21 protein-coding genes, 1 tRNA gene and 2 pseudogenes are annotated in these 25,014 nt (G+C 56.8%); 2 read left to right on the top strand and 22 right to left on the bottom strand.

Annotated elements, in window-relative coordinates:
- Positions 1-9: 9 nt before the first annotated feature.
- From NSND_RS01635 to NSND_RS01570, 14 genes are all read right to left on the bottom strand, one after another.
- The gene (locus tag NSND_RS01635) at positions 10-1,269 is read right to left on the bottom strand and encodes a flagellar hook-length control protein FliK (RefSeq protein ID WP_159450571.1); all 1,260 of its coding nucleotides are present in this window, start codon (positions 1,267-1,269) and stop codon (positions 10-12) included.
- A 513-nt stretch (positions 1,270-1,782) separates the two neighbouring features.
- Positions 1,783-2,346, bottom strand: coding sequence for a MotE family protein (locus NSND_RS01630; RefSeq protein WP_143833345.1), 564 nt, complete (start codon positions 2,344-2,346; stop codon positions 1,783-1,785).
- Positions 2,347-2,411: 65 nt separating this feature from the next.
- Positions 2,412-2,852: a flagellar FliJ family protein gene (locus NSND_RS01625; RefSeq protein ID WP_080877307.1), complete on the bottom strand. Its 441-nt coding sequence runs from the start codon at positions 2,850-2,852 to the stop codon at positions 2,412-2,414.
- Positions 2,849-4,156, bottom strand: coding sequence for a FliI/YscN family ATPase (locus NSND_RS01620; RefSeq protein WP_080877306.1), 1,308 nt, complete (start codon positions 4,154-4,156; stop codon positions 2,849-2,851). The genes NSND_RS01625 and NSND_RS01620 overlap by 4 nt, the downstream gene beginning before the upstream one ends.
- Positions 4,146-5,195, bottom strand: a complete 1,050-nt coding sequence (locus NSND_RS01615) for a response regulator (protein ID WP_080877305.1) — start codon at positions 5,193-5,195, stop codon at positions 4,146-4,148. The genes NSND_RS01620 and NSND_RS01615 overlap by 11 nt, the downstream gene beginning before the upstream one ends.
- Positions 5,196-6,191: a flagellar motor switch protein FliG gene (gene fliG / locus NSND_RS01610; protein ID WP_013248823.1), complete on the bottom strand. Its 996-nt coding sequence runs from the start codon at positions 6,189-6,191 to the stop codon at positions 5,196-5,198.
- A gap of 11 nt (positions 6,192-6,202) precedes the next feature.
- Complete coding sequence (gene fliF / locus NSND_RS01605; RefSeq protein ID WP_080877304.1) at positions 6,203-7,759, bottom strand: flagellar basal-body MS-ring/collar protein FliF; 1,557 nt, start codon at positions 7,757-7,759, stop codon at positions 6,203-6,205.
- A gap of 49 nt (positions 7,760-7,808) precedes the next feature.
- Positions 7,809-8,120: a flagellar hook-basal body complex protein FliE gene (fliE, locus tag NSND_RS01600; protein ID WP_080877303.1), complete on the bottom strand. Its 312-nt coding sequence runs from the start codon at positions 8,118-8,120 to the stop codon at positions 7,809-7,811.
- 2 nt (positions 8,121-8,122) lie between these two features.
- The gene (gene flgC / locus NSND_RS01595) at positions 8,123-8,572 is read right to left on the bottom strand and encodes a flagellar basal body rod protein FlgC (protein WP_080877302.1); all 450 of its coding nucleotides are present in this window, start codon (positions 8,570-8,572) and stop codon (positions 8,123-8,125) included.
- 60 nt (positions 8,573-8,632) lie between these two features.
- Positions 8,633-9,040, bottom strand: coding sequence for a flagellar basal body rod protein FlgB (gene flgB, locus NSND_RS01590; RefSeq protein ID WP_080877301.1), 408 nt, complete (start codon positions 9,038-9,040; stop codon positions 8,633-8,635).
- A gap of 169 nt (positions 9,041-9,209) precedes the next feature.
- Positions 9,210-10,628 (bottom strand): sigma-54-dependent transcriptional regulator, encoded by a 1,419-nt coding sequence (locus NSND_RS01585; protein ID WP_080877300.1) that lies wholly within the window; start codon positions 10,626-10,628, stop codon positions 9,210-9,212.
- Entirely contained in the window at positions 10,625-11,914 is a 1,290-nt protein-coding gene (locus NSND_RS01580) for a two-component system sensor histidine kinase NtrB (protein ID WP_080877299.1), read from the bottom strand. The genes NSND_RS01585 and NSND_RS01580 overlap by 4 nt, the downstream gene beginning before the upstream one ends.
- Positions 11,914-13,968 carry a tetratricopeptide repeat protein gene (locus NSND_RS01575; protein ID WP_159450570.1) on the bottom strand — a complete coding sequence of 685 codons (2,055 nt, stop codon included), beginning with the start codon at positions 13,966-13,968 and terminating at the stop codon, positions 11,914-11,916. The genes NSND_RS01580 and NSND_RS01575 overlap by 1 nt, the downstream gene beginning before the upstream one ends.
- A 296-nt stretch (positions 13,969-14,264) precedes the next feature.
- Positions 14,265-15,680 (bottom strand): sigma-54-dependent transcriptional regulator, encoded by a 1,416-nt coding sequence (locus NSND_RS01570; protein WP_080877297.1) that lies wholly within the window; start codon positions 15,678-15,680, stop codon positions 14,265-14,267.
- A gap of 307 nt (positions 15,681-15,987) precedes the next feature.
- On the opposite strand from NSND_RS01570, the gene NSND_RS01565 reads away from it, so the two are divergent.
- A tRNA-Thr gene (locus NSND_RS01565) sits at positions 15,988-16,063 on the top strand.
- A 157-nt stretch (positions 16,064-16,220) separates the two neighbouring features.
- Here NSND_RS01565 and NSND_RS21995 read toward each other — a convergent pair.
- The 8 genes and pseudogenes from NSND_RS21995 to NSND_RS01525 all read right to left on the bottom strand — a co-directional run.
- Positions 16,221-16,814: pseudogene (locus NSND_RS21995) on the bottom strand (site-specific integrase); the annotation flags it as partial.
- A 352-nt stretch (positions 16,815-17,166) separates the two neighbouring features.
- A complete protein-coding gene (locus NSND_RS21990) occupies positions 17,167-17,445 on the bottom strand; it encodes a helix-turn-helix domain-containing protein (protein ID WP_369974226.1) in 279 nt (92 codons plus the stop codon).
- Between the two features lie 58 nt (positions 17,446-17,503).
- Positions 17,504-17,803 (bottom strand): ribbon-helix-helix domain-containing protein, encoded by a 300-nt coding sequence (locus NSND_RS01550; RefSeq protein ID WP_080877295.1) that lies wholly within the window; start codon positions 17,801-17,803, stop codon positions 17,504-17,506.
- A 211-nt stretch (positions 17,804-18,014) separates the two neighbouring features.
- Positions 18,015-19,448: a tetratricopeptide repeat protein gene (locus NSND_RS01545; protein WP_143833343.1), complete on the bottom strand. Its 1,434-nt coding sequence runs from the start codon at positions 19,446-19,448 to the stop codon at positions 18,015-18,017.
- Positions 19,449-19,504: 56 nt separating this feature from the next.
- Positions 19,505-20,563, bottom strand: coding sequence for a protein kinase domain-containing protein (locus NSND_RS01540; RefSeq protein WP_080877293.1), 1,059 nt, complete (start codon positions 20,561-20,563; stop codon positions 19,505-19,507).
- A gap of 240 nt (positions 20,564-20,803) precedes the next feature.
- Entirely contained in the window at positions 20,804-21,304 is a 501-nt protein-coding gene (locus NSND_RS01535) for a rolling circle replication-associated protein (RefSeq protein ID WP_143833342.1), read from the bottom strand.
- 742 nt (positions 21,305-22,046) lie between these two features.
- Positions 22,047-22,388, bottom strand: a pseudogene (locus NSND_RS01530) (IS3 family transposase); the annotation flags it as partial.
- Between the two features lie 7 nt (positions 22,389-22,395).
- Positions 22,396-23,457: an integrase core domain-containing protein gene (locus NSND_RS01525; protein WP_080877290.1), complete on the bottom strand. Its 1,062-nt coding sequence runs from the start codon at positions 23,455-23,457 to the stop codon at positions 22,396-22,398.
- 217 nt (positions 23,458-23,674) lie between these two features.
- Between NSND_RS01525 and istA the strand changes: the two genes are divergently transcribed.
- The gene (gene istA / locus NSND_RS01520) at positions 23,675-25,012 is read left to right on the top strand and encodes an IS21 family transposase (protein WP_080877289.1); all 1,338 of its coding nucleotides are present in this window, start codon (positions 23,675-23,677) and stop codon (positions 25,010-25,012) included.
- Positions 25,013-25,014 lie beyond the last annotated feature (2 nt).

Below are 25,014 nucleotides of genomic sequence, written 5' to 3'. Positions count from 1 at the left end.
GACCTCCAATCATGCAAATATACTGACGCGTTCATTCGTGTAGTCGCCGGTCTCTCCCCTCGCACTGCGCTCTTCTTCTCCCGTCGTGGACCGCTGGCCGGACGAGGTCGTCGGGCGATCCTGATGCTGCTGTTGAAACATCCAGGCATTGTCGTTCCGACCCTGTTGTTGATCGACGGTGACCCGCAACATGCCCATTTCGAGGCCTGTCGTGCGGAGCGATGATTCCAGTGACTGCCCCTGTTGCAGGAGGCCTTGTCCCAGTTCTCCATGTTCCGTCCGGATATGCGCATGGACCGTTTGGTCGCTCATCATGACACGGACTCGCAAGGGGCCCATGTCCAGGGGATCCAAGTCCAGCATGACGCTTTGTGAGACGGGCGAGGCTCCTCGAAGCTCGCTCATGCGTTCGGCTTCTGCTGCTCGCAGGACTGCAGCGGGCTGGCCGGCCTCGTTGCGGCCGACGGCGCTTTCGGAGGGAGGCGGGGCCGGTTGATTCAGTCCACTCATCCGGTCCAGGAACAACGAACGATCGATCGGCCCGTTGCTCATGGCTTTATTCGGCATCGAGCGATCGGCATCGGCAGAAGAGTCGGAAAACGGCTCTGACTCATTCTCGAGAAATTTCCCGGCGTTCGCACTTCCCTGTTCGGTGCTCACCGGACTGTCCTGTGCGAGATCTTCAAGAAATGCCGGCCGGTCAACCCGATCGCCGTCAGCCTGTTTCATGCCTCCTGCCTCTGCCGTGCGTGTCGTGACAGCCGCAGCGACAGTCGTCACTTTCTCCGGATCGATCGTGCTCGCGGTGACGGCCGCGTCCGTTCGATCCGCGCTCACTTCTCTCGCCTCACCATGACTGTCGGGATGAGGGAACGCCGACATATCAATCATTCCCTCGCCTGGCTGTTCTTTTTCAGCGGATTCTTTTATGTCTGACGTCTGCGCCTGGGCCGTTGCAGCCTGGCCGACGAGTGCCTCTTCAGATGTCTGTACCGAGGGATCCAGCGCTGCGAGCTGAGCGGAAGGCGTCTCGTGAGGGCCTGTGGCGGCTGTAGGCGCCACTTTTCCGGCGCCATCCGCAGAGGGGTCCAATTCCGAATCCGTTTCACCACTGATCTGTACTGGCGTCTGTGCGACCGCAGGCGTGGGAAGAAGCAACGCGGCCACAAGGATCTCCTGCCGTTGCGTGCTCTGATCCTCAGCCTGTTCAGTATTGTCTTCAGCATTGGGGCTCTCGACTTCCGTGTCGGACACACAGTCAGCCTTCACACAGGACTCTTCTTTTAGGCTGGCAGCTCGTTCCTGCCGTGCGAACTCCCTAGAGCGAGCAGCTCCTTGCTTGTCTGATTCCACCTTGGAATGATGCGACGAACGAGTCGGTGAAGCCGGTTTCGATGCGGCTCGAGCTGAGGCCGGTTCCGGTGTCATCGCCCCCCGGTGGGCTTCTGCTCGCTCAAGCAACGAATCGAATGTGCGAGATGGCGCCGAACCGTGAGCCGTCGCCTGGCGTTCTCGCGCGACTGGGGCGCCATGAGTGCTGTGACTTGGAATTCCGTTCAAGAAGGGCTGCATGTCAGTGGCCATAGGTGTTCCTGTCCGTTTCGAACCCCGTGCGTTGTCATGGAACAGCATTACAAAGGCCGTGCCATCCACGTCGAACGAGAAAAGCGCGCATGACACGGGATTTTTGCAAGGAGGACTAAACGCGGAGACTTGAAGACGGAAGTTTCTGCAGGAGGTGACGGCAAAACCTGCCGAATCACCGGGACACGAAGGGTCTGTTTACGGGGCCGTCAGCAATTGTTCGGTCAGGCGGGCAGCGCGCTCCGGTTTGACTTCAGCGAGGATCGCCCCGGCAGATTTGCCCTTAATCAGGCGTAACACTTCGAGCGCCTTCCTATCCGGCATACGCTCCAGACGGGCGGCGGCTTCCTCAGCCGGCATCGCTTCGTAGATTTTCGCCAGCTGGGTCTGATTGACGTTGGCCGCCCCTCCCGGTTTGGCCGTCGGCTTGGGCTTCTCCGCTTCACTCGTCGCCTTGTTCTGGGCTGCCTGACGACGCTTTTTTTCAGCCTCAACTGCCTGTTCATGCCGCGTCACAATCTGTTCGAGTTCCGCTTTGAGTTCCAGGAGATGCATCTCCGATCCGCGTAACGCCGCCTCACGCTTATCCAGGGCCCGTTTGCGCTGCTCCAGCATCTGAAAAATTTCACGCGGCGTGCTGATGGCAGGACCTTGGACCTCTTTTTTGATCGCGTCGGCTTTTGGTTCTTCCTTCACTGCTGCCGGCGCCGGAGCACCTTCATCCGCGACGACTGCCGTGCCCATGCCTCCCAGAAGGGCCACACTGAAGGCAACCCTGAGGATCCCCCTTGTGCAGATTGTTCGAACGTCACCCCTCGCCATCGCGATCATGCCCGTTCTCCCTGTTGTAATGGACTCCGTCGCCAGGCTCGTTCATCCAGCAGCTGCTGATCCTGCCGTTCTCGTCGACGACGTCGTTCCAGCGCGGCGCGCGCATCAAGGAGGTCCAGCTTCTTGCGATACTGCATGGCTTCCAGGAGCTCTCCGCGTTTGTCTTCCATTTTGACCTGTTGATCCCTCTGCATCTGCTCCATGCTCTTCCGTGCTGCGATGGCCTGATCCATCGCGTCGAGGTGACCGTACACCTGATCCACGGTGCTCCCCTGTCGCACCTGGAGCAAATATTGGTCGGCATCCGCCCTCGCCCGCGAATCCAACATCGTCATACGGTCGACCGTCTGCTGCAGCGCGCTCGCGAGTTCCGCCAACTCGAGCTTGGCGACCTCTTCAAGTTGGATCGCGTAGGTGCGGAGCACGGTCACGTTCATTGAATCGTTCCCGCCAGCGCCAGCAAGGCATCAATGGACTGCGACAACCCGACGGACTGCTTCGTCTCCTGCCGCAGAAACGCCGTGATGCCTTCATGAGCGGACACGGCTTTATCCAGCTCCTTGCTCGTGCCCGGCTTATACGCGCCCAGTGTGATGAGATCTTCAGATCGCCGATAGAGCGCCGTGCGTTCCAGGACCAATCGTGCCGCGGCATAGTGTGCCGGCGTGACAATGTCGCGCATGACCCGGCTGGTACTCTGCAGAATATCGATGGCCGGAAAGTGATTGCGCGCGGCGAGTTCACGCGAGAGCACAATGTGTCCGTCGAGAATGGAGCGTACGGCATCCGCGACCGGATCATTGAGGTCGTCGCCATCGACAAGCACGGTATAGAGCCCGGTAATGCTGCCCCCGCTTTGTGCCGGTCCGACCCGTTCCAACAACTTCGGCAACACGGCAAAGACGGACGGTGTATACCCTTTGGTGGTGGGAGGTTCACCGATGGCGAGCCCGACTTCCCTCTGGCTATAGGCCAGGCGGGAAAGGGAATCCATCATCAGCAACACATGTTTGCCGCAATCGCGAAAATATTCGGCGATAGCCGTCGCCACTAAGGCGCCGCGAATGCGCACCAGCGGCGGTTGATCCGAAGTCGCGACTACAACGATGGAGCGGGCCCGTGCTTCCGGTGTCAGGTCGCGCTCCAGGAACTCTTTGACCTCGCGGCCCCGTTCGCCGACGAGGGCGATGACCCTGATGTCCGCCTGCGTATACCGGCTGATCATGCCCAACAAGACACTTTTTCCCACCCCGGAGCCGGCGAACACGCCGATTTTCTGGCCTTGGCCGCAGGTCAACAGGGCATTGATCGACCGAATGCCAAGATCGACCGGCTGGGTAATTCTGGCGCGATGCAATGGATTCAGCGGAGGCGCATACAATGGAACCTGGACGTCGGTGCGCACCGGCGGCAATCCGTCCAGCGGGTGCCCGAGTCCATCGAAAATGCGCCCCAACATCTGCGGTCCGACCGACACCGAAGCCACGTGCCCTTTCATCACGACACGGCTGCCCGGTCCGATGCCCTGCATTTCACCCAGCGGCATCAACAGCACACGATCCTCCCGGAATCCGACCACTTCTGCCATCACGGCGCCATGACCACCTTCGCGAGTGATCTCGCAGACCTCTCCGACAGAGGTGAACGGCCCCGAGGCCTCAATGACGATCCCGACGGCTTGGGCCACCCGGCCCGTGACGGACAAGGGTTCGACTTGTTCGAGACGTTCGCTAAGCTTCACCGGTATCCCGCTTTCTCAAGGCTTCACCGAGCCGCAGCAGTTGGGTATCCAGCGTGGCGTCGATCAAGAGGCTCTGCGCCTGCACGAGACAGCCCCCCGGGCTAATACCGGGATCCGTTTCAAATTTCAGGGTCAATAGCCCATGCGGAGTCTGACTCAATGCCGCCCGCGACGCTTCGAGCAGCGGCAGATCCGACGGATGCACCCGGATCCGGACAAGCCCGCTTTCATGCAAATGGGCCAGTGCCGTTCGTACCTGCGTCACGATCACCTCACGTTTTTCCGTCACCAGTTCGCGCAGGACCTTTTGCGCGATCATGAACGAAAGGGATGCGACTTCTTCTTCCACCGTGTCGTGCAGATTGCGCCAGCTTCCCTCCAACTGCGCCATCAGTGAGGCGACCAGCGCCTGTTCCCGTTGACGCAGCGAGGAGACCCGCTCCGTGGCCCGCTTTTCCCCCTCCGCCAAGCCCCGCTCGAATTCGGTCACGTCATCCGTTCCGAAGGGCCGATTCCCTCGGCTGAAATCGGCCAGCGGCACCGTCCGCAACTGAATGTTGCCGGAACGAATCAAGGTGCGCGTGAGGACCGTATTCTCCTGCCTGAGACGATAGAGCTCCAGCAGTCGCGACACGGATTGTCTGACCAATTCCACTTCGAACGGTTTGGTTAAGAAGTCCGCGGCGCCTGATTTCATGGCACGCACAGCCAGTTCGATGTTGCCGTGTCCGGTCATAACGATACTCAGGAGACGGCTATCGACCTCCAACGCCTGTTGCAAGAAAGCAATTCCATCCGTTCCGGCCAATTGAACATCGACGATCAGCACGGCAATCGGGCGGGACTTGAGGTGCGTCAGGGCCTCGCTGACAGACCCGGCCGTGAGAATCGGGTGCCCTGTGGACTGCAGCATTTCGGTCAAGAGGAAGCCGATGGATGGTTCGTCGTCAACGATGAGAATGGCCCGTGGGGCGAGTTCCTTCTCATTGTCCGCGGGAGACATCTGTGGCAGGCGACTTCCCACATCAACGGTTCTCATCTACAGCAACTCCTCGCCTCCCCCGCCCCCGATCACGATGCGACCTTCCTCCTCAAGCTTGCGACAGACTTTGAGAATGTTCTGCTGCGCTTTCTCGACATCGGATACCTTGACCGGCCCGCGCGTTTCCATGTCTTCCTTGAGCATTTCGGCGGCGCGACTGGACATATTCTTGAGAAACTTCTCCTTGATCTCCGGCGTGGCGCCACGAAGCGCGACCGGGAGGTCTTCTTTGCTGATTTCCTTCATGAGTTCCTGCATGCCGCGGGAATCCAGTTCCACCAGGTCATCGAAGACGAACATCAGCGCCCGGATGCTTTCTGCCAGGGCCTGATCGCGTTCGGTGATCTTGGCCATAATGGCCCCTTCGGTGTTCTTATCCACACGCGTCAGAATATCGGCCATCAGCTCGGCGCCGCCGACCGACATGCTCGACATGCCCATCGAAGCCGACAGAATTTCCTGTAAACTATCGCTCAATTCGGACAGCACTTCCGGCTGCACTTCTTGCATTGTCGCCAATCGCAGCGACACGTCGGCATGCAGATGTACCGGCAACAACGCCAGCACGGCACTGGCCTGTTCGGCTTCCATTTGTCCCAGGCAGACGGCGATCGTCTGGGGATGTTCGATCTTGAGAATTTGCGCGACGGTTCGGGGATCGACCCACTTCAGGGCGTCGATACCTGGATAGGTCTTCGTATTCAAGGACTCCATCATTCTGGCAGCCTTTTCAGGACCCAGCGCCTTCTTCAGAATGGCTTCCATGAATTCGCGTCCCTCGAATTGCACCTCGCCGGATGAGCTCGCCTGCTCAAATTCGGCGATCACGCTGTCCTCTTCCTGTTTCGTAATGTTTGCGGTCTCTTTCATGAAGCTCCCGAGCTTGCGAATATCCTTCGGGTCGAGGGTCTTCATCACCGCCGCCGCCGCTTCCTCACCGATGGCTCGAAGTAGGATCGCCGCTTTTTGTGCGCCCGACAGTTCTTTATTCATGATCTGCTTGGTTAGGCGTTACTCTTCAACCACTGTTTCACGACGACGGCGGTATTGGCGGGGTTGTTCTTGGCCATATCGAGGATCTGCCCCGGCTGCTTGCCGCTGATGGCCGCTTCAACCTGTCCCACCGACGCGGGCAGCGCCGGCGTCTCGCCGCCGCCGGCTGCGGGCGCGGACTGAACCAGCATCACCATCAGCGGGCGAACCACCATGAAGAAAATCAGGAAAAACAGAACACCGCCGACCGCGTAGCGCACGTAAGGCATCCAGGCCTTGCTCGCATCCGGCGTGGCCTCGACCCCACCGGCCGGTTCCTCCGCTCCTAGCCCGAACTGAATGCTCACCACTTCCACTTGATCCTGCCGTTCGGTCGAATACCCCATCGCCTTCTTGACGATTTCTTCGATGCGTTTCATTTCTTCCTCAGAACGAGGCACATATTTCTTGGGCTGATCCGCACCGCCTTCGCCCGCCTTGCCCCCGCCCTCATACGTGCCGTCTACCAGGACTGCGACCGAGAGCTTCTTGATGGTGCCGGTCGGCTCCACGATGCGCGACACGGTCCGGCTGATTTCATAATTGACCGTCTCATTTTTCGTCTGGTTGTTGTTCGAGCTGGTTTGTCCGCCTTCGGCTTCGGTGCCACCCGGCACGTTCGACTCGACGCCGGGCACGCCGCCCGAGGCGCCGTTCACCCCGCTCGATTTTTCCTGTCCGCGCTGCTCACTGCGAACGACCTGCCCGTTCGGATCGTAGCGTTCTTCGGTGGTTTCGATTTTGCGGAAATCCAGCACACTCGACACGCGCACCACGGCCTTATTGACGCCGACAATCCGTTCCAACATCGTTTGAATACGAGTCTCGATGTCCTTTTCCAGCGTACGCTGATATTCCATCTGGGTTCCGGAGAGCCCGGCTGATTCATCGCTGGAGGTGTTGGACAATAAATTGCCGTGGCCATCGACGACGGTCACATCGCGAGCTTGAAGCCCTTCGACGCTGCTGGACACCAGGTGCACCACGCCCTGAATTTGCGCCTTCGACAACGTTTGACTGGCGCGCAGGGACACCACCACAGAGGCTCGCGCACGGTCCTGCTCGGTGGCGAACAGCCGTCGTTCAGGAATCGCCAAATGCACCCGTGCTCGTTCCACCTCCGGCATTTGAGTGATGGTGCGGGCCAACTCGCCCTGCAAGGCCCGTCGATAATTCAACTTCTGCACGAAATCGGACATGCCCATGGTCGTCCGATCGAAAATCTCATATCCCACGCCCCCGCCATGCGGGAGACCTTGCCCCGCCATCTCCAAACGCAAGTCATGCACCTGCGCGCTGGGCACCAGCACGGTGGTCCCTCCGTTGGCCGTCTCGTAGGGCACCTTCGCATCTTTCAGTTTGTCGATTATGCCTGACGCATCATCGACCGCCAGGTTGGCAAAGAGCACCTGCATATCCGGCTGTTGCGTCCAGAGGGTTACCGCGACCAGTCCTGCAATGGACCCGGCGAGCGCGAGCAGGATGATGAAGCGTTGGTTGATCGTGAACTGGCTGAATTTTGAAAACATACGGTGTGGAATCCTTTATGCATGAGACCGGCGACCGGACAACAACCGCCTAAATCTGCATCCGCTGAATTTCCTCGTAGGCGGTGACCAGCTTGTTCCGCACCTGCATCATCAACTGAAAAGACACATCGGCCTGTTGCAATGCCACCATGGTTTGATGAATGTTGGTGCTCTGCCCGGTCACCAACGCATCGACGGCCTGGCTGGCGCCGGTCTGTGCATCGTTGATATGCCCGATGGCCTCCTTGAGGGAGCCCATGAAGTTCGCTGCGCCGGCCTCACCGCCTGGCCCCGCCTCGTGAATCTCAGGCATCTCAATCGGTCGGAAGCCATTCGCTCCCGCAATACGCAGATCAGACATGACTACCTCCCGATCTCCAACGCACGATTCCACATGGTGCGGGTCGCGTTAATCGCCTGCACGTTCGCTTCATAGGCGCGCGAGGCGCCGATCATGTTGACCATCTCTTCCATGACATTCACATTGGGCATCGTCACGAATCCCTTTTTATCGGCATCGGGATGACGCGGGTCATATACCGTCTGTCCGGGCTTCTTGTCTTCGATGACGCGAGCGACTTTGACACCGTCCAACGCTTGACGGCCTGGTCCGGACGTCACTTGCTTGAAGGCCTTTTGAAACGCCGAGGATACGGGCGCGGCCTGAAACACGACATCACGGCGGCGATAGGGACCGCCCGTGCTGGTTTTCGTCGACTGGGCGTTGGCCAGGTTGCTGGCAATGACATTGAGTCGATGCCGATGGGCATCCAGCGCGGAGACGGAGACCGCAAGGCTATCTGTCAATTCCATCACACACCTCTTTCTGGTTGCTTCCGGAAGTCATGAGTTGAGTGTTTCCCACGATCGCGCCTACCGTCCTTCTCGAATGGCACCCAAAAGACCTTTGAACTTCATCCCGATGATGGTCGCTGCGGTGTTGTATTGCTGAGCGTTATCCGACATTTTGGCCATTTCCAATTCAATGTTGACGGAATTGGCGTCCAGCGGCAGATCGCCTGCCGGCACGTCTTCGAGCTGGCCGTGGACCCGTTGATAACCAGTGCCTTGTGGCCCGAAATGTTGAGCGTTGGTGGAAACCAGAGAGATCGGCAACTTGCCCTGCTGTGCATTGGCCAGTGCCTGACCGAAATTCAAATCCTTCGCGCGATACTTGGGCGTTTCTTCGTTGGCGATATTCGCCGCGATCACCTGCTGGCGAGCACCGCGAAGATCCAGCGACCGACTCAACAACTGCATGGTTCTGTCAAAAATAGTCATGTCCGACGCTCCTTAGAAAAGCTTCACCATCGCAGGATGTGCAATACGTATACCGCGCTTGCGGCTCATCGAATCCGGACCGCGTCCTTTTTTGGTGCGCCGCTTAGGTCGGCACCCGGCAAAAATGTCCACCTCGGAGAATAATCTGCCCATCTCCCTGCAAGCGACATTAGGACTTCTCGGCCTCGACCTGGTACCCCATGTCGCGATACTCCCGCAATTTATTCCGTAGCGTTCTGATACTGATCCCCAATTCCTTCGCCGCATGCGTGCGGTTTTCTTTCACGCGGGCCAGGGTCTTGAAAATAAGATCCCGTTCCATCTCCCATAGCGACCCATGCGCGGAGGGCGTCACGATCGCGTCGCCGGCCTCTACCTCCCGTACCGGCACCGTGCCATCGCCCGGCATCAGATGATCCACATCGACCGCCCCTCCGGTGGCTACCAGGATGGCACGCTCCATGACATTTTCGAGTTCACGAACGTTGCCTTTCCAGGGACGCTGCTGGAGATCGGCGATCGCCCGCTCGGACAACGTCGGCATGGTGAGTCCGTTTCGCTGTGCCGAGGAGCGAAGGAAATGTCTCGCCAGAAGCGGAATATCGCCCGACCGATCACGAAGCGGAGGCACCGTGACGGGAAACACGTTCAACCGATAGAAAAGATCCTCACGGAATCGGCCCTGGGTGACTTCGTGATACAGGGAGCGATTGGTCGTGGCGATGACGCGAATATTCACTGGAACAGGCTCGCGCCCACCGATACGATCGACTTCACGCTCTTGCAAGACGCGCAAAAGTTTGGACTGCAAGCCTAAATTCATTTCGCTGATTTCATCGAGAAACAGCGTCCCGGTATGCGCCATTTCGAACTTGCCTAACTTTTTCTGAATGGCTCCGGTAAATGCGCCGCGTTCGTGGCCGAACAACTCACTCTCGAGGAGACTGTCCGGGAGTGCGGCGCAATTCAACGCCACGAAAGGGCGATGCGCGCGCGGACTGCGCGCGTGGATATAGCGTGCCAGGAGTTCCTTCCCGGTCCCGCTCTCGCCGCTGATCAGCACGGTCGCCTGACTCGCCGCGACACCCTCCAGCGTGGTGAGCAGGCGGATCATGCCCGGGTCCTGCGTCAAAATCGCCCGCGCTTCCAGTGTGGCGGGCCCTTCCTGCTCGTCCGGCGCCGTGGTGGCCTGCAGGTTGAGAATCACTCGTTCCAATAGGTCCGTCGAGAACGGCTTTAAGATGTAGTCATTGGCGCCGTATTTCATCGCTTCCACCGCTGTCTCCACCGTGCCGTAGGCGGTCATCAGGACAATGAACGTCTGGGGGGATTTTTGTTTGATGGCCTTGACGAGTTCCAGCCCGGTCAGGCGCGGCATCTTTAAATCGGTCACCACCAGCCAGGGTTTCACTCGTTCAATCTGCTCAATTGCGTCGACGCCGTCGATCGCCCCCCGGACTTGATAGCCTAATCTGCGGACGGTTTCAGATAAGGCCGTTCTCATCGAGGGTTCATCATCGACGATCAGGACCATCCGAGCTTCTTCGGAAGTGGCGGAGGGGCCTTGTAAATCCTGTTGCACGCTCATTCGTAGATCTCCTCTTCGGTTGCATTCTCGATTGGGCGGGTTTGCACGGACCGGCCGACCAACGCGGCGTTTCGCGCAGACAGCGTTGGCTGTTGTATGGAACCCTGGGGTAATCTCATGACAAATGAGGTCCCCTGCCCCGGCCTGCTCTCCACATCGATGCGGCCGTGATGAGCCTCGACCAGCGCATGTACGATGGCGAGCCCCAATCCCGTCCCATGGTCTTTCGTGGTAAAAAACGGATCGAATACCCGCGACTGCAGCTCGAGCGGAATCCCCGTGCCGGTGTCACTGACCGTGAGTTGGATGGCAGGCAATTCTGAGATTTCTTCCGGCGCCATACGAGCGGACAATATCAGGCTGCCGCCTTCGGGCATGGCCTGGACGGCGTTCAGAACAAGATTCAGCAGCACCTGTTTTATTTTCCCGCCGTCACACCAAATTTTCGGAACGCGGGGATCGATCTCGCAACGGACCACGATCGAAGCCAGTGACATGGCATGGCTCGCCAGCGTAAGTACTTCCCGAATCAGCGATTCCGTATCCTGCCATGCCAGCCTCGAACAGTCCGGTCTGGTATAGACGAGCAGGTTCGACAACAACCGGTCCATGGCCTGCACCGCCACGGAGATATGCTCCGCGTATGTCCGCAAATGCGGCTGGTCACGCAGATCCTTGCGCAGCATCGACGCGAACAATTCAACGCTGCCCAGAGGATTCCGGATCTCATGCGCGATGTTACCGACCATCTGCCCCATGGCCTCCAGCCGATTGCGTCGCTGCAAACGGTCTTCCAGTTGTCGAATGTGGGTCACGTCATGGATCAACACCAGTTTGCCGATCAAACTCCCGGTTTCATCGGTCAAGTCGCTCTGCGAGATGGCAATGGTCACGCCCGTCGGAAGTACCAGCGGGTACTCGCCGTGGTCTTTCCGGATTTCCTCCAGCACCTCTGTCGCTCGACGCCCCCTGAGGCGGGCTTGCGGAACCCCCAACAGACGTTCCGTGGCGTGATTGCACCGCACCACCGAGTCCTGCGAGTCCGCGACGATCACACCCGTATCCAACGATTCCAACACCGCTGTCACATGGGCGCGCATTTCTTCTGTCTCACGTAGATGTTCGCGCAAACTGGCATTGGTTTGCGCGAGTTCGAGATCCATCTGCTGCAGCCGTGTCGTCAACGCGTCATACGACTGTTGAAGGACGGTGGCAGCCTGGTCAAAGTCATGGAACGCACGTGTCAGCAGATCGTTGTTCGATGCTTCGGCATCGCGCGCTGTCATCACTTTTTGCCTCCTGCGGCGGAAGTGGGCTCAGGCAGCTCGGTCTGCAGCACGGCGGCCATACGCCGAACCAGGCTATCGCTGTTCTCGTTCAGTGCGCGAAGCCCGCTCCGTGCAAACTCTTCACGCTTGACGCCCCTGGCCAGCTGCACGATTTGAAATTGGGCCCAGGCTTCCTGTTCAGGCTCCAACCCCGCAACCAATGCCTGCTTATACAGGGCCAGCGCCGCCTCCTGACGATTCAGTCTTGCCAAAACATCGGCATATCGCAGCCGGTCCAATGCGGACAGGTCCATCCCCGCCTTGAGTACGCTCTCATAGAGGGGAGCGGCTTCGGCATCCCGTTTTGCCTGCCTCAACGCATCGGCTACCTTCAGCTGAACCAATGCGCGGTCCGGGTGGCGAGGGTTGTGTATCAACCACTGCTTTCCAAGCTTCACCAACCCAGACGTGTTTCCTTCGCCCTCGAAGGACGTCAGGATTCCAATCAGCGCCTGTCCAGCGAACCGGCCGACGGGAAATTGCAACCGATACCGCTCGAAGACGGCCCGGGCCGCGCGCATGTCCTTTTGTTCCAAGTAACTATCGCCGAGACCCATTAAGGCGACTTCGTGAAAAGCCTCGGCTTTCGAGTCTCGAATCAACGACTGAAAGAGCCGCGCCGATTCGATGGGAAATCCAAGCCGACGATGCGCCTCGGCCACCTTAAGCAGCAGTTCCGTACCGGCGTACAGCCGATCGGCAAACGGGCCGTTACGGTGGAACAGGTTGATGAGCTCAAAATCGTCGTCTGCTTTAAGTGCCGCTTCCAGCCGGGGGCGCAGAAATCTCACGAGCTGCGCCCCGCCCTTCTCCGGCCAGGGATCGTTCTCAAATTTCCCTGCCCGCTGGACCACCTGCTCGTAGGCTTTCAGCGCGTCTTCCCGCTTTCCTGCCCGCTCCAACGCCTCCCCGAGATGAAATAACGCCTCGCTTCCAACCGGTGAGTCTTCATATTGCTTGGCGCTGCTTTCGAACAACTGGCGCGGGCTGAGCATTTCACCGGGCTTGAGGGGAACATTCGCGAGATGTGCGGCAATCGTGTGCCGAAGATTGACCTCCTCGCCTTCGGGAGCGAGATGCTCCTGCACCTCCGCATATCGGAGCTTGGCCGTGGGCACAACCTGCGCATCCGGATACTGGCTCAACAACGCCGCATAAAAAATGCTCGCATCTTCCCATCGCCCGGCCTCTTTGTAACTGTCGGCCAGGTGCATCAACACAAATGGATTCTCCGGCCTGGAGGGATACAGGTTGTAGAAATGGAGGAGCTGTTCCCGCATGACCGGTCCGCGGTGGGCTTCTCCGGCTGTATCCGCGTAACGCAGCAATGCAAACGGGTCCGCCCGAAGAGCGCCAGGCCAGCGGCTGCTGATGCTTTCATACAACCCATCAGCGTCCTTGATCCGTCCCATTCGATAGAGGCTGTGGGCCTGTCCCAGCGACGCGGACACCAGCAGCGTGGGGTCCGTGGTTCGTTTCAGGACGTGATCAAACGTCTGTACGCTGTCCTTCCAACTCTTGATGCCTCGAAAGACATAGCCCAGACCGAGCATAGCTCGATTGGCATCGTAGGAATCTCGCTCGGAGAGACTGAGCGCATGCTGGTAGGCGATCTGCGCCTCCTGGTACCAACCTTCGACACGATACACATCGCCGATTCTCCAGGCGGCCCGCCTGGCATTTGTCGACTGAGGATCTTCTCGAATCAGGGCCTTGTACTGATCGATGATTTCCAGAGGCCTCAGTTCTTGTGCGCTACTCTTTAAGGAGCTTTCTGTTAGAAATGCTTGAATAGACGAGCGGAGCGGAATCTCGCGATGCTCTCTCAGCATGTTAGTCAGGTGAAGTCGCGCCTCGAGATACTGCCCCTGATTGTAGAGGGCCACTCCCCGTTCAAACTCACCCCATTCAGGACTCTCGGGAATCCGTTCCAAGCGAGGCCCTGGATCAGGAAGTGCGCCTCGAACCAATTCCGACGGCTCAGGCATCATGGCCGGTAATTGCTGTCGCATCGTCGAGGGTCCACCGGCAGCCATAACAGAAGAGCCCCCAGCGAGGAACAGACTACCCAGGAAAAATGCCAGACCTATACGGATCCTGACGGGTTGTTGTGGCGAAGTTCGGTATTGCACAGGGGGCAAATCAGCAAGTCCTGTGCCCTTTCTGGAATCATCCAAATCGCGGCATCACTTGAGGATTTCGGTCAGCAGCGAAAACTGGACAGCAGGTGTTGTCAGAAGTCCCGACAGGCACTTTGTGGGACCGGTCAAAAAAATGACGTGTGAGAGGAGAGAACGTGTGAGGAACGTTAGTTTTGAACCGAATACCCGTGAGTCTTGGGATCAAATCCTTTCCGTTTGAGCTTTTCCACCAGTGTGGTTCGATTCACTTGAAGCAACTGTGCGGCTCGGCTGGTAATTCCATTGGCCTTTCGCAACGCTTCCCCAATAAGCCTATTTTCATAGTGTTCGAGTTCTTTGGTCAAATTGATCCCGTCTTCCGAAAAGCGAACAAACTGCTCGGGCGACTCGACTCCCTTCGCGGCATTCATTTTGACGGGCCGCTCAGGCAAATCGCTCATAGTGATCATGCCCCGTTTCTTCAACACACAGAGACGTTCGATCATGTTTTCAAGTTCCCGGATATTCCCCGGCCATTCTTCTTCCATCATGCGCGCTAACGCATCGGGCTCCATACCTAGAATCTCCGTCCGCCGCAATTGATTAAACTGGGCGATGAAATGGTTGACCAGAAGCGGAATATCGCTACGGCGTTCCCGCAATGGCGGAATGTGAATGGGAATCACGTGCAGCCGGTAATACAAGTCTTGTCGGAACCGGCGCTCTTGAACCGCTTGCGCCAAATCCTGATTCGTCGCCGCAATGATACGGACATCGACATTGATCGTCCTTGTCCCGCCCACGCGCTCGAAGCATCGCTCTTGCAACACCCGCAGTAGTTTGACCTGTAACGGCAAACTCATCTCCCCGACCTCGTCCAAAAAGATGGTTCCGCCATGAGCCAGCTCGAATCGCCCGAGGCGCGTATGGGCCGCTCCGGTAAAGGCCCCCTTCTCATGCCCGAACAGTTCGGACTCTAACAAGGTTTCTGGAATGGCCCCGCAGTTGACCGGGACTAGCGGACGCTCCCTCCGCATGCTGTTGAAATGTAACATCCGCGCGATCAATTCCTTGCCGGTCCCACTCTCACCTTCAATCAGCACTGTGCTGTCGCTATCGGCCACCTTTTCGACAAAGTCAAGTACCATGCGCATCGGTGCGCTCGTCCCCACCAGATGCTCCAGGCGATACTGATCTCGCACGGCTTTTCGAAGCAGATGGTTTTCCTGCTTCAACTTGTAGACGTCCAATGCTTTTCGGACCACTACCGCCACGGTATCGGGCTCAAAGGGCTTGGTAATAAAATCAAATGCGCCGGCTTTCATCGCCCGTACCGCGTAGTCGACTGTCCCATAACCCGTCATGACAATCGCAATAATCTTGGAGTCGACTTTTGAGATTCGATCAATGGTTTCCAACCCATCGATCCCCGGCATCTGGAGATCCGTCAGCACCACATGTACCGGCTGATCCTTGACAGCCTCTACTCCGTCCAGCCCACTGGACATGACCGTCACCTGATGTCCTTCACCAGCGAGCGTCTCCGCCAAGATTTGACGCACAGCAGGATCATCATCAATCACGAGAATATGTGACTGGCTCATCAAGGGCACTCCTCTCTGAGGGGACCAAAGAAATCAGGTTCGGCTAAATAAGGATGACTAGAACGCACTACGAGAAACAACTCTCTCGTTGAATGGTTGAACACAGAGTCAGCTTATTGGGAATTGAGACTTTATTCAAGTGAAAGTAAGGATGGCCTGCATAGCTGAGCCATCAGATCCTACACAAAGCGAGCTTCTCTCTCCGATCGCACCCAGCCTAGATCTTGACAGGTGAGAAGAAGAATTGTAGGGTTCGAAATCTTCCTTTCAGATTCACTTGGTATTAATCAGGTAGCTGATCTCGCGGGCTGGCGTAGCTCAATTGGCAGAGCAGCGGTTTTGTAAACCGCCGGTTGGGGGTTCGATTCCTCTCGCCAGCTCCATAAATTCCACTGACGAATCAACCGGTTGGCGGCTTACAGAGCCACTACTCTCCCCTCGCAGTTCTGCGAGTGTAACCGTAAGTGTAACCGTCTGACGCTCAAAGTACGCAGAGAGTGAGCGCGCGGCCTGTTCGAGGTCCCGTTCGTTCACAATGTTGTACCGGTCAAACACGCTTCGAGTCTTATGGCCGGAAATGGACATGGCCACCTTCTCCGGCACTCCGGCCCGCACCATATTGCGGACAGCCGTACGACGGAAGTCATGTGGGATTCTACCTACCCACACCAAGTGCTTTTTCTTCTCGTCTTTCACCATCCCGCCGAGGCCAACCGTCTCGCACGCCTTCCGCCAAGAATGCTTCAAACTTTGTAGGCGAATTCCTCCACGATGGCAGATCCAGGGACAAACAGGCCATTTGTGGTCGCAGCGTGTCTTCCAGGCCAACAGCACCCGGTAGAGATCGCCTGTTAGATAGAGAACTCTGGGCGTATTGGTTTTGGTGTCCTGGGCCTGCAGGAACAGCTTCCCTTCTGTCCAATTGATTTGCCGCCATTGCAGCGAGCAGACCTCCCCCATTCGCATCCCGCTGTAGTAGGCGAGTGTTGCAGCCACCTGGGCATAGTCAGGTAAGGCGCCTCGAAGCGCGAGAAAATCCTCATGCTCAAAGAATCCTGATCGAATGTTGTATTCCTTGAGTTGGGGAATATGGGGAACCCGAACGACCAGTTGTGGTGTTTGTTGAAAGCCCATCCGAAACATACGCTTCAGAAATCCAGTTTCCCGGTTGATGGTGGCGTTTGCCGCGCCTTCTCCTTGGCGTTTCACGATATAGGCTTTGATTCGCTCAGTGGTGATGGCGGACACCCGCATCTTTCGGAAGTATGGTTCTAAATGGTGCTGATATTCACTGACCCGACGTCCAGTCTTACGCTTGTTTAATTCGTAATCTTGTCTCACGAGCTCAGCCAGGTCCTCATAGCGTGTTCTGTCGATATTGGGCCCACGATACAGCCCTGCAGCGATCTCCCCTTCCTTAATTTTAAGAATCCGTTTGGCTCGCTCCTTATCACTGGTCCTCGTGCTTTCTTGGATAGGTCTGCCGTCAACGTAATATTTCATCCAATATGGGCCCTGTTCGGCTAAAGTCCCTGTCGTCGGATCGCGTTTCTTGCGTCGATAAAGCATCCCCATGATGTCCCCCCCTCTTGTTGTTTTCGATGAACCGGTCCATATCGTAAATATCGAATAGGACTCGTCGTCCCTGCCGTACACAGGGCAGTTTGCTGGACCAATTGAGATGCCGAACCGCCCACTGGCTGATACCCAGGTATCGAGCCGCCTCTCTGACTGAATACAGCCGTTTGAATACTTCCTCTGACATTTCCATCACCCCCTTCCGTTTAAATCTGGTTTTTACACACTGACGTCCGATAACGCCGCTAGGATCTTAGTTTGGATTTCTTAAGATCAGGCGGATTCATGATTACTCCAAGGCCCTTTAACGCCTCCCCGGTCATTTTCTTCCATCCCTTCATAGCCTGATCAAGCTTTCCCGCTTTTGCCTGTTCCAACATCGTGGCCATGTGTTCGAGAATTGGCTGCTGTTCACTTAGTAGATCGCGGATGATTTCGGCTCGCGGCTTCTCCATAGCAGCCGATACGCGTGAAATCGTCTCGTAGAGATCTGTGGGCAACGATAGCAATACTCGGTGCGGCGTGTTTTTAGGCTTAGGACTCATTTATAGCCCTCCGTTATAATAATGTGTTTATAGCCGCCTGCTATAATAAAGTCAATTGTCAAAACTTGGCTTTTATATCAGCCATTTACTACAGTCCGTGATCGCGCTTGAGCGATATGCTGCCAAAGCGTTATGCAGAGATATAGGGGAGAAACGCGTCAGGAGAGAAAGAAGGAGGGTTCATCAGAAACGACAACCTTAACCACAGTCACTATTTTTTTTCGAAGTGTCCCATCAACTCTCGTATATCAAGTTTCTTGGCATTCTTTATCGCTTCTTCCGCCATCTGCCTCCCAAGCCCCGAGCCTATCCGCTCTTCCTCTCTAGCCCAAAAAAACTTCGCCAGTGTTTCTAACCTTGTGCTCTTCTCTTTCTTGAAGCCATCAATGGCGATGCCGTACAGTCTTCTGCCTTCCGCATGGTCTTCGCTACGGAAAGATATGACCCCTCTTGTAGCGGTTAGGGTGTTTTTTTCACTTTCAGAAAGTCTGTCCTCTTCAATCCCTTCCAGGACACCCTTGGCTTCTTCCACTCTCCCAACAGAGGCTAAGGAAAAAGCAAGATTGTTCTTAAGCATGACGTCCTTAGGTGACGAGAGAAGTCCCATCCGTGCCACCTTTATGGCTTCTTCATACTTTCCAAGAGCGACGCCTGCTATGTACGATCCATGTACGGCAGGACGGGAGCTGAAGGGTTGATACGCGAACCATTTTTTTGAGGCATCTAGAGCGCCATCAAAATCATAGTTATGCGCCTTTAACATTGCCTCTGCTTCAAATGATTGAGCAGAGCGGTCAGGACTAATCGCTCCCCTCGGTTCCCCGTGACGGTTCTGCAGAAAGGTTATCTGAGCCAGAGTGTTTTCGGTGGGCTCTTCCAGGGCGAGAGCAAATAGCTTATTCCCCTTTTTTCGTGCTCCGCTTTTTAATTCTATAGTTCCTAATGCGCTGGCAAGCTCTGAAAGATGGAACTTGGCGTAGGACTTATTTTCAAGCATGGTTCGCGCACTTTTCATTCGCTGAGAGGTCCCTTCGATGGTATCTGTGATGGCAATTTCAGCAGCCACAATCCAAGGGTCTTGTTGTCCACTGTTGCTTTTGCGCAAATAATAAAGTGCTTTATCTGGCGTCCCCAGGTGCATGAAGAAGCGCGCTCCAGACCGCAGGAGATACCGATTTTCCTGGTTCAATGACAGTGCGACAGTCACAGCCCGATCGGCTAATTCGGTTTGGCCTAGTGCACTGTAATAAAATGCCAGATCCATCCACAAAATTGGATTTCTTGGATATTCTCTCGTTCTTGCCTTCAATCTAGAAATTACTTCTCGGACGCGATTGTTCTCATCTGGGACTATGACATTGGGGAGTGCAAGCGATTCATTTTTCGATAGGCGAAGAAACGTTTCTGCAACTTCCAAGAGAAGAGGAGAGGCTTTTTCGCTATTATCAAAAATGAACTGCGCTGCAGCTATAGCGCTCTGATCACCAAATTGATTCAATATAAGCGCATTGCCGACCAGATCTGATGCGTGACCTAAACGCTTTGATTTTTCCCAGGAGGCAACCTTCTCCTGATAATCATCACCCAATGCTGGCGTTGGCAATTGACCTTCAACTGACGCAGTTACTCCCAGCCACCTCGCCATTGGGTAGGTATGCCATCGGGGGATTACCTGTCGATCTTTATCTAGTGCTCCTAGACTCATAGCAGCAACTCGGCCTTTTTGCAGAGCAAGTCTAGTCTGGAAATATAGGTTTCCATGTTATAGCTAGGCACTATGGAATCTTTCCATCGCGGGTCACCACGCCTTTTAGGATCAGGCTCACAAAGCTGCCTGACGATCTGAATAATTGGTTCTACAAGAGCACCGGCTAGTGGCTCAACTCCCCTCCTCAGATCAACAAGTGTCTCTTCGTAAGCGTGTTGAAGGTAGGGAAGATCGGCCAGGAACGAAGTATTACTCAAAGGTACTCCCTGAATCTTCATTCGCAATGCATGGACCGCTGCTACACCTGTGAAATGGAAAAAGAATAGACTTCCCATCAAGTACAAATCTGCCAAAAATCTCTTTTCGAAACCATCGACAGTTGTCGGGGTATAACTCAAATCAATTGGGGCATAGCCTAAATCTCCGGGCACCTGATAATGATGGATAGGAGAAGGATGGTCTTGAGCAGTAGCCCTGCCCAGATCGGCGAGTTTCGATTCGTTAGTGTTGGTGAATAAGACATTGGAGGGCTTAAGGTCCTGATGAGCAATTCCCGAACTGTGTAATTGATGCAGCCCCACTGCTACGTTATGAAGGGACTTTAGGCACCACACCAGGTCAAACTTTGAGAAATCTGACAGGACATCCCTTATGTCGCCTTTAGCAAGTTCAAATATTAAGTAGGAAACCGGACTATAAATTCCATAGCCCGGAACATGTATCGTGCCATCGATGATGGGTACCATCACACGGTTTAATCGACGATTCTTACACTTCGTCAGTAAATCACGCTCATAGTTATATGCCTCAGTAAGCTTCTGTAGCTCGCGGATAGGATCTTGTGACTGCGAAGCTGCCGAAAAGTCCAATGCTTTCATAAAAGCTTCTTTACCCTGCGCACCCACGACTTTGTATCCGATGGAGAAGTGCCCCCCCGTGCTCCTTTTCTTACGTGTGATTCTGCTTGCTACAGTCCAGCCGTTGCCGAGATCCATATTTTCCAAATTCTCCGCCGGAGTCGAGGCAACGTTGGGGACTTGGCGACCATTCATATGTCAGTCAATCCTTTTTATGACAGTGATACAAAAGACAATAAGTATTGAGGGAGAGGGTTGAAGGCATTTTATGCTGATAATCGAATCGCTTCAATCGCCTGCTCACATTGATTCACTAGTTGCAGAGGGTTAATTCAATAACACCGATGCGATATAAACGTTTCGTAGAAGGGGGAGTCTTCGACACCCCCTTTCCCCCAGAACGCCTGCGCTATAGCATGCTCCGGCGTGGAACTGTCACGGGCTTGGACCAATCGGCACACTTTCATCAGTTTTGCTAACCGTCCGGATTGAGGCATCTTCAAAACCAGCCATCCAGCCGTAGGTGCCTGCCCCACCCATCCATTCCGTGAGACGGCAGCAGACGCCAACGCGACGTAACGCCTCTCGTCGCATGAGGCTGTACATTTTCCTTTCCACGTCTGTTGCCCTTCGGTCCAGGATAAACTCATGTTTTTCCGTCGGCACCTTGACGCCTAATGAGCAAAAGTATCTGTGCTCTTCAAACTCACGCGGCATATTGTCGAAATCCTTGCTGATGTATTTCGACAGGTAACGGGCAAGTTTAACCGGTGAACTTCCTGGCCGGGGCCCTCTGACGTTCACTTGTCCCTGACCATTGCCGACGATTTTGTACCAGCACCGCCGCAATAGCCGCACATCCCGAAAACCCTTCACCGCCAGATGCGGATGCAACGCCCCACGCTGTTGCCGTTCCAGGACCGCGACATAAGGCATGGAACAGCCTGATCGCGAGAGTGCTCGCCGTAGCCGTTCCAGATCGTGTAAGACACGGTCTCGATCATTCACATTCGCTCGGTAGGTCAAGGTCACCAGATGGTCGGCTCCGATGGTCAGGCATTTCTTCCGAATAGTGCCTTTGGCCCGGCCTCGTGCCCGTGACTCGTTCATCTTTCTATTCCGCGATGCGCCTTTTTCTCCTCTCTTGCCTTGAATCGGATCTAACCTTCCCCAAGACATTTCAACCCATTGTTTTCCAAAATCATGAATCGTGATGGACCAGACGTTTCCTGCGGGAGGTAGTGTGATGTGAGGCCAGGTGTGTTCGCCGAGAAATGTCCTCCTGTCAAGTTTAGGAGATGCCGCTGGCGCGGCTCCCGTGCGCGGGTGGCTTGCGCCACCCCGCGCACCGGCATCACCGGCCGAGCGGGACAGCCTCGATTGCTGCGTTGGTTCTTTCTCTGTCCTGTCCACGCTCGACCTCACCTCAAAAAGTGTAACCAAAAGTGTAACCGTAACCGCCCTTTTTACCCTTTTGAATGACAACTCCACGCAACATGGCACTATCGCCTAACCCAATGGTGGATCAGGCGATTCTATTGGATCTGATGCTGTAGAGTGATGTGAGGAAAGAGGCTCAGGACTGCTTTGTAAACCGCCGGTTGGGGGTTCGATTCCTCTCGCCAGCTCCACAAATCAGACGGACGTGTGACCTTCCCCCGATTTGATGGACACCAGGTTACGCGACTGCGGCTCTCGCTTCGTACTCGGCCGGGGAGTCATAGCCGAGGGTCGAGTGCCGACGCGTCCGATTGTAGAACACCTCGATGTATTCGAAGATGTCCTGTTTCGCTTCCGCTCGTGTGGCATAGTGCCGATGGTACACGAGTTCCCGCTTCAATGTTCCGAAGAAGCTCTCGACACAGGCGTTGTCCCAGCAATTGCCGGTGCGGCTCATGCTGGCCGTGATGCCATACGTGGTGAGCAACTGCTGGTAGGCCCCTGCCGCATATTGCCCCCCGCGATCGGAGTGATGCAGGAGTCCTGCTGAGGGCTGCCGCGTGGCGAGCGCCATGTGTAATGACTTGTCAAGAAGTGACCCCAGGGTTTAGGTCGTGACTGTGGCAGAGCACGCGTCGCACAAGTGGCTCAGGACACGCGATTGGCGGCGGGTCCATGGTCGAGGTCGAAGCGGGAACCGGATGCGGGAGGACGGTGCCTGACGGAAGCGGAGACGGAGCCATGAATGTTGCGAGTTTCTCGGCCGGGGTGAGGCCATTAAGGGCCATGGAGAAGCGCTCGTGGTTGTAACGGTGTTCCCAGGCCAGTACGGCTTCGGCCGCCGGTGCGAAACCGGCAAATGTTGACCGACTCCAAAACTCCTCGTTATCAACACGATGACTGCGTTCGACTTTGCCGTTCTGCTCCGGACATCGCGGCTTGATGTAGCGTAGCCGCACCCCAGCCTGTTGAACCGTGAGGGCAAAGGCGAGCGAGAACTCTGCGCCGTTGTCGACCTGTACTTTGCGGATGGGAAATGGGAGCGCGGCCCGAAGGGTGCTGAAGAAGGTATGACTGGTCTGATGATTTTTCCGGGGATAGAGACGGAGAATCCGATAGCGCGTGCAGTCGTCGATAGCGGTGTATTGGAAATACTTCGCACCTGCCACTTTGACTTCCTTGACGTCCACCTGGACACAGTCCCCCGGTCGCTCGCGACTGAAGAGCGTTAGTTGCCGAGGACGTCGTGAGGGTTTTCGGCGGAGCGATGGATAGCCGAGCCGGTGGCAGATCCGGCGAATCGTAGCCGCGGCGACCCGGATCCGATGGACACGCTCGAGCCAAATCCGGGTGCGGACCGCCCCGTACATCAGATCGCGCCGGGCGTGTTCAATCAACGCCACGGTCGACTCCGCAATGCGGCGTGCACGGATCGGCGGGTAGCGCGGAACCAGGCCCACGAGACCGGCGGCCTGCAAGCGGCGGCGCCACGCTCGGACCGTCTTCCGATCCAGGCCGAACCGCCGGGCCGCTCCTTTGATCCCGAAGTCCGTTGCATAGTGCACGATGGCGAGGCGGCTCTTGACGGTGTGGTGATACCGTCTGGGGATCTTCAGTGTCGTCAACTCCTTGGTCGTGATCGTCGACATACTGTCCCTCCTTCAATGGCGCTGCGACTCTAGCGCAGTGGAGGGGCCCATTCTCAACAAGATATTTCACCATGCGGAGGGCCTGTTCGGTTAACTCTCCGGTCAAGCGCGGGCCCATCGCCCAGCCGATGACGGCACGCGAGTGTCAGCGGTCATCCAATAATCCCCAGGTGTGGTCATTGAATTCTCCCCACCCTCTACCAGAAGGAGGCGGGAGATGGGACTTGACGAGACGAGCGAGACGACGATCATGCGCGTCCAGGTGGACCAACCTGGGGAGGCGTGCATGGTGGATCAGGAACGGTGGGCGGAGATCCGGCGGTTGTTTGATGAGGAGCGCGTGTCCATTTCTGAGATTGGGCGGCGATTGGACCTGGATCGCAAGACCGTACGCCGCAGTCTGCGACAGCCGACCTGGCGCCCATACCAGCGGGCGGTGGTCGCGGAGACCCTCCTGACCGCCCATGCCGACTTTGTGCAGACCCGCGCCCCACAGGTCGGGTACTCGGCGCGGATTCTGTATCAGGAGCTGCGGGCAAGCCGCGGCTATACCGGCAGTTACGAGACCGTGAAGCGGTGTGTGGCCCCGCTGCGCGAAGTCCAGGGGCACGCAGACCGGGCCCTGCTCCGGTTTGAGACCCCACCGGGGCAGCAAAGTCAGATTGATTGGGGCCAAGCCCTGGTGTCCTTTCGCGCCGGCCCGCAGGTCGTCCACGTGTTCGTGCTCACGCTGGGCTTCAGTCGCCGCGGGTTCTATTACGCCTGTGCGGATGAGCGGCTCGCCCAGTTTCTCGAATCCCATGAACGGGCCTTCGCCCATTTCGGCGGCCACACCCGGGAGCATCTCTATGATCGCCCACGCACCGTGTGTTACGCGGATGACACGGGGCGGCGGATCTGGAATCCCACCTTCAAAGCGTTTGCCGACTATTGGGGCTTTGAGCCGCGGGTCTGTCGACCGTACCGGGCGCAGACCAAGGGCAAAGTCGAATCAGGTGTGAAGTATGTGAAGCGGAATTTTCTGCCCGGCCGGACGTTCATCGATCTCGTGGACTTCCAAGCCCAGCTGGATGAATGGAACGCCACCATCGCAGACTGTCGGCTGCACGGCACGACCCACGAACCCCCCATTGCACGCTTTGCGCGAGAACGCGGGCAGCTGGTGCCACTGGCGGGGCAACGCAGCTTCCAGCAGGAGGCCCGTGTCTCACGGATCGTGGCCGAGGACTATTTGGTCAGCTTGGCGACCAACCGCTACTCCGTGCCCTTCCGCCTCATCGGCCAGCGGGTCGAGGTGCAGCGCCGGGGCGATCTCGTGTACATCTTCCATCGCGACCGGGAGGTCGCGCGGCATCCGGTCTTACCCGGCACCCACCAATTCTGCATCCTACCCGAGCACGGCCCCGGCGCCAGTGCACGGACCGCCCGCCAACGCCGATCCACTTGGACGGCCCCGGCCCTGCCTCCGGGCGCGATGCCGGAGGTCGAAGTGCGGGATCTGGCGTGCTATGAGGCGGTGTGCGGGAGCGCGACGGCGCAGGAGGTGCCGCGATGAAC

Source organism: Nitrospira sp. ND1 (assembly GCF_900170025.1).
GTDB lineage: Bacteria > Nitrospirota > Nitrospiria > Nitrospirales > Nitrospiraceae > Nitrospira_A.
This window is presented reverse-complemented; position numbering and strand designations above follow the sequence as displayed.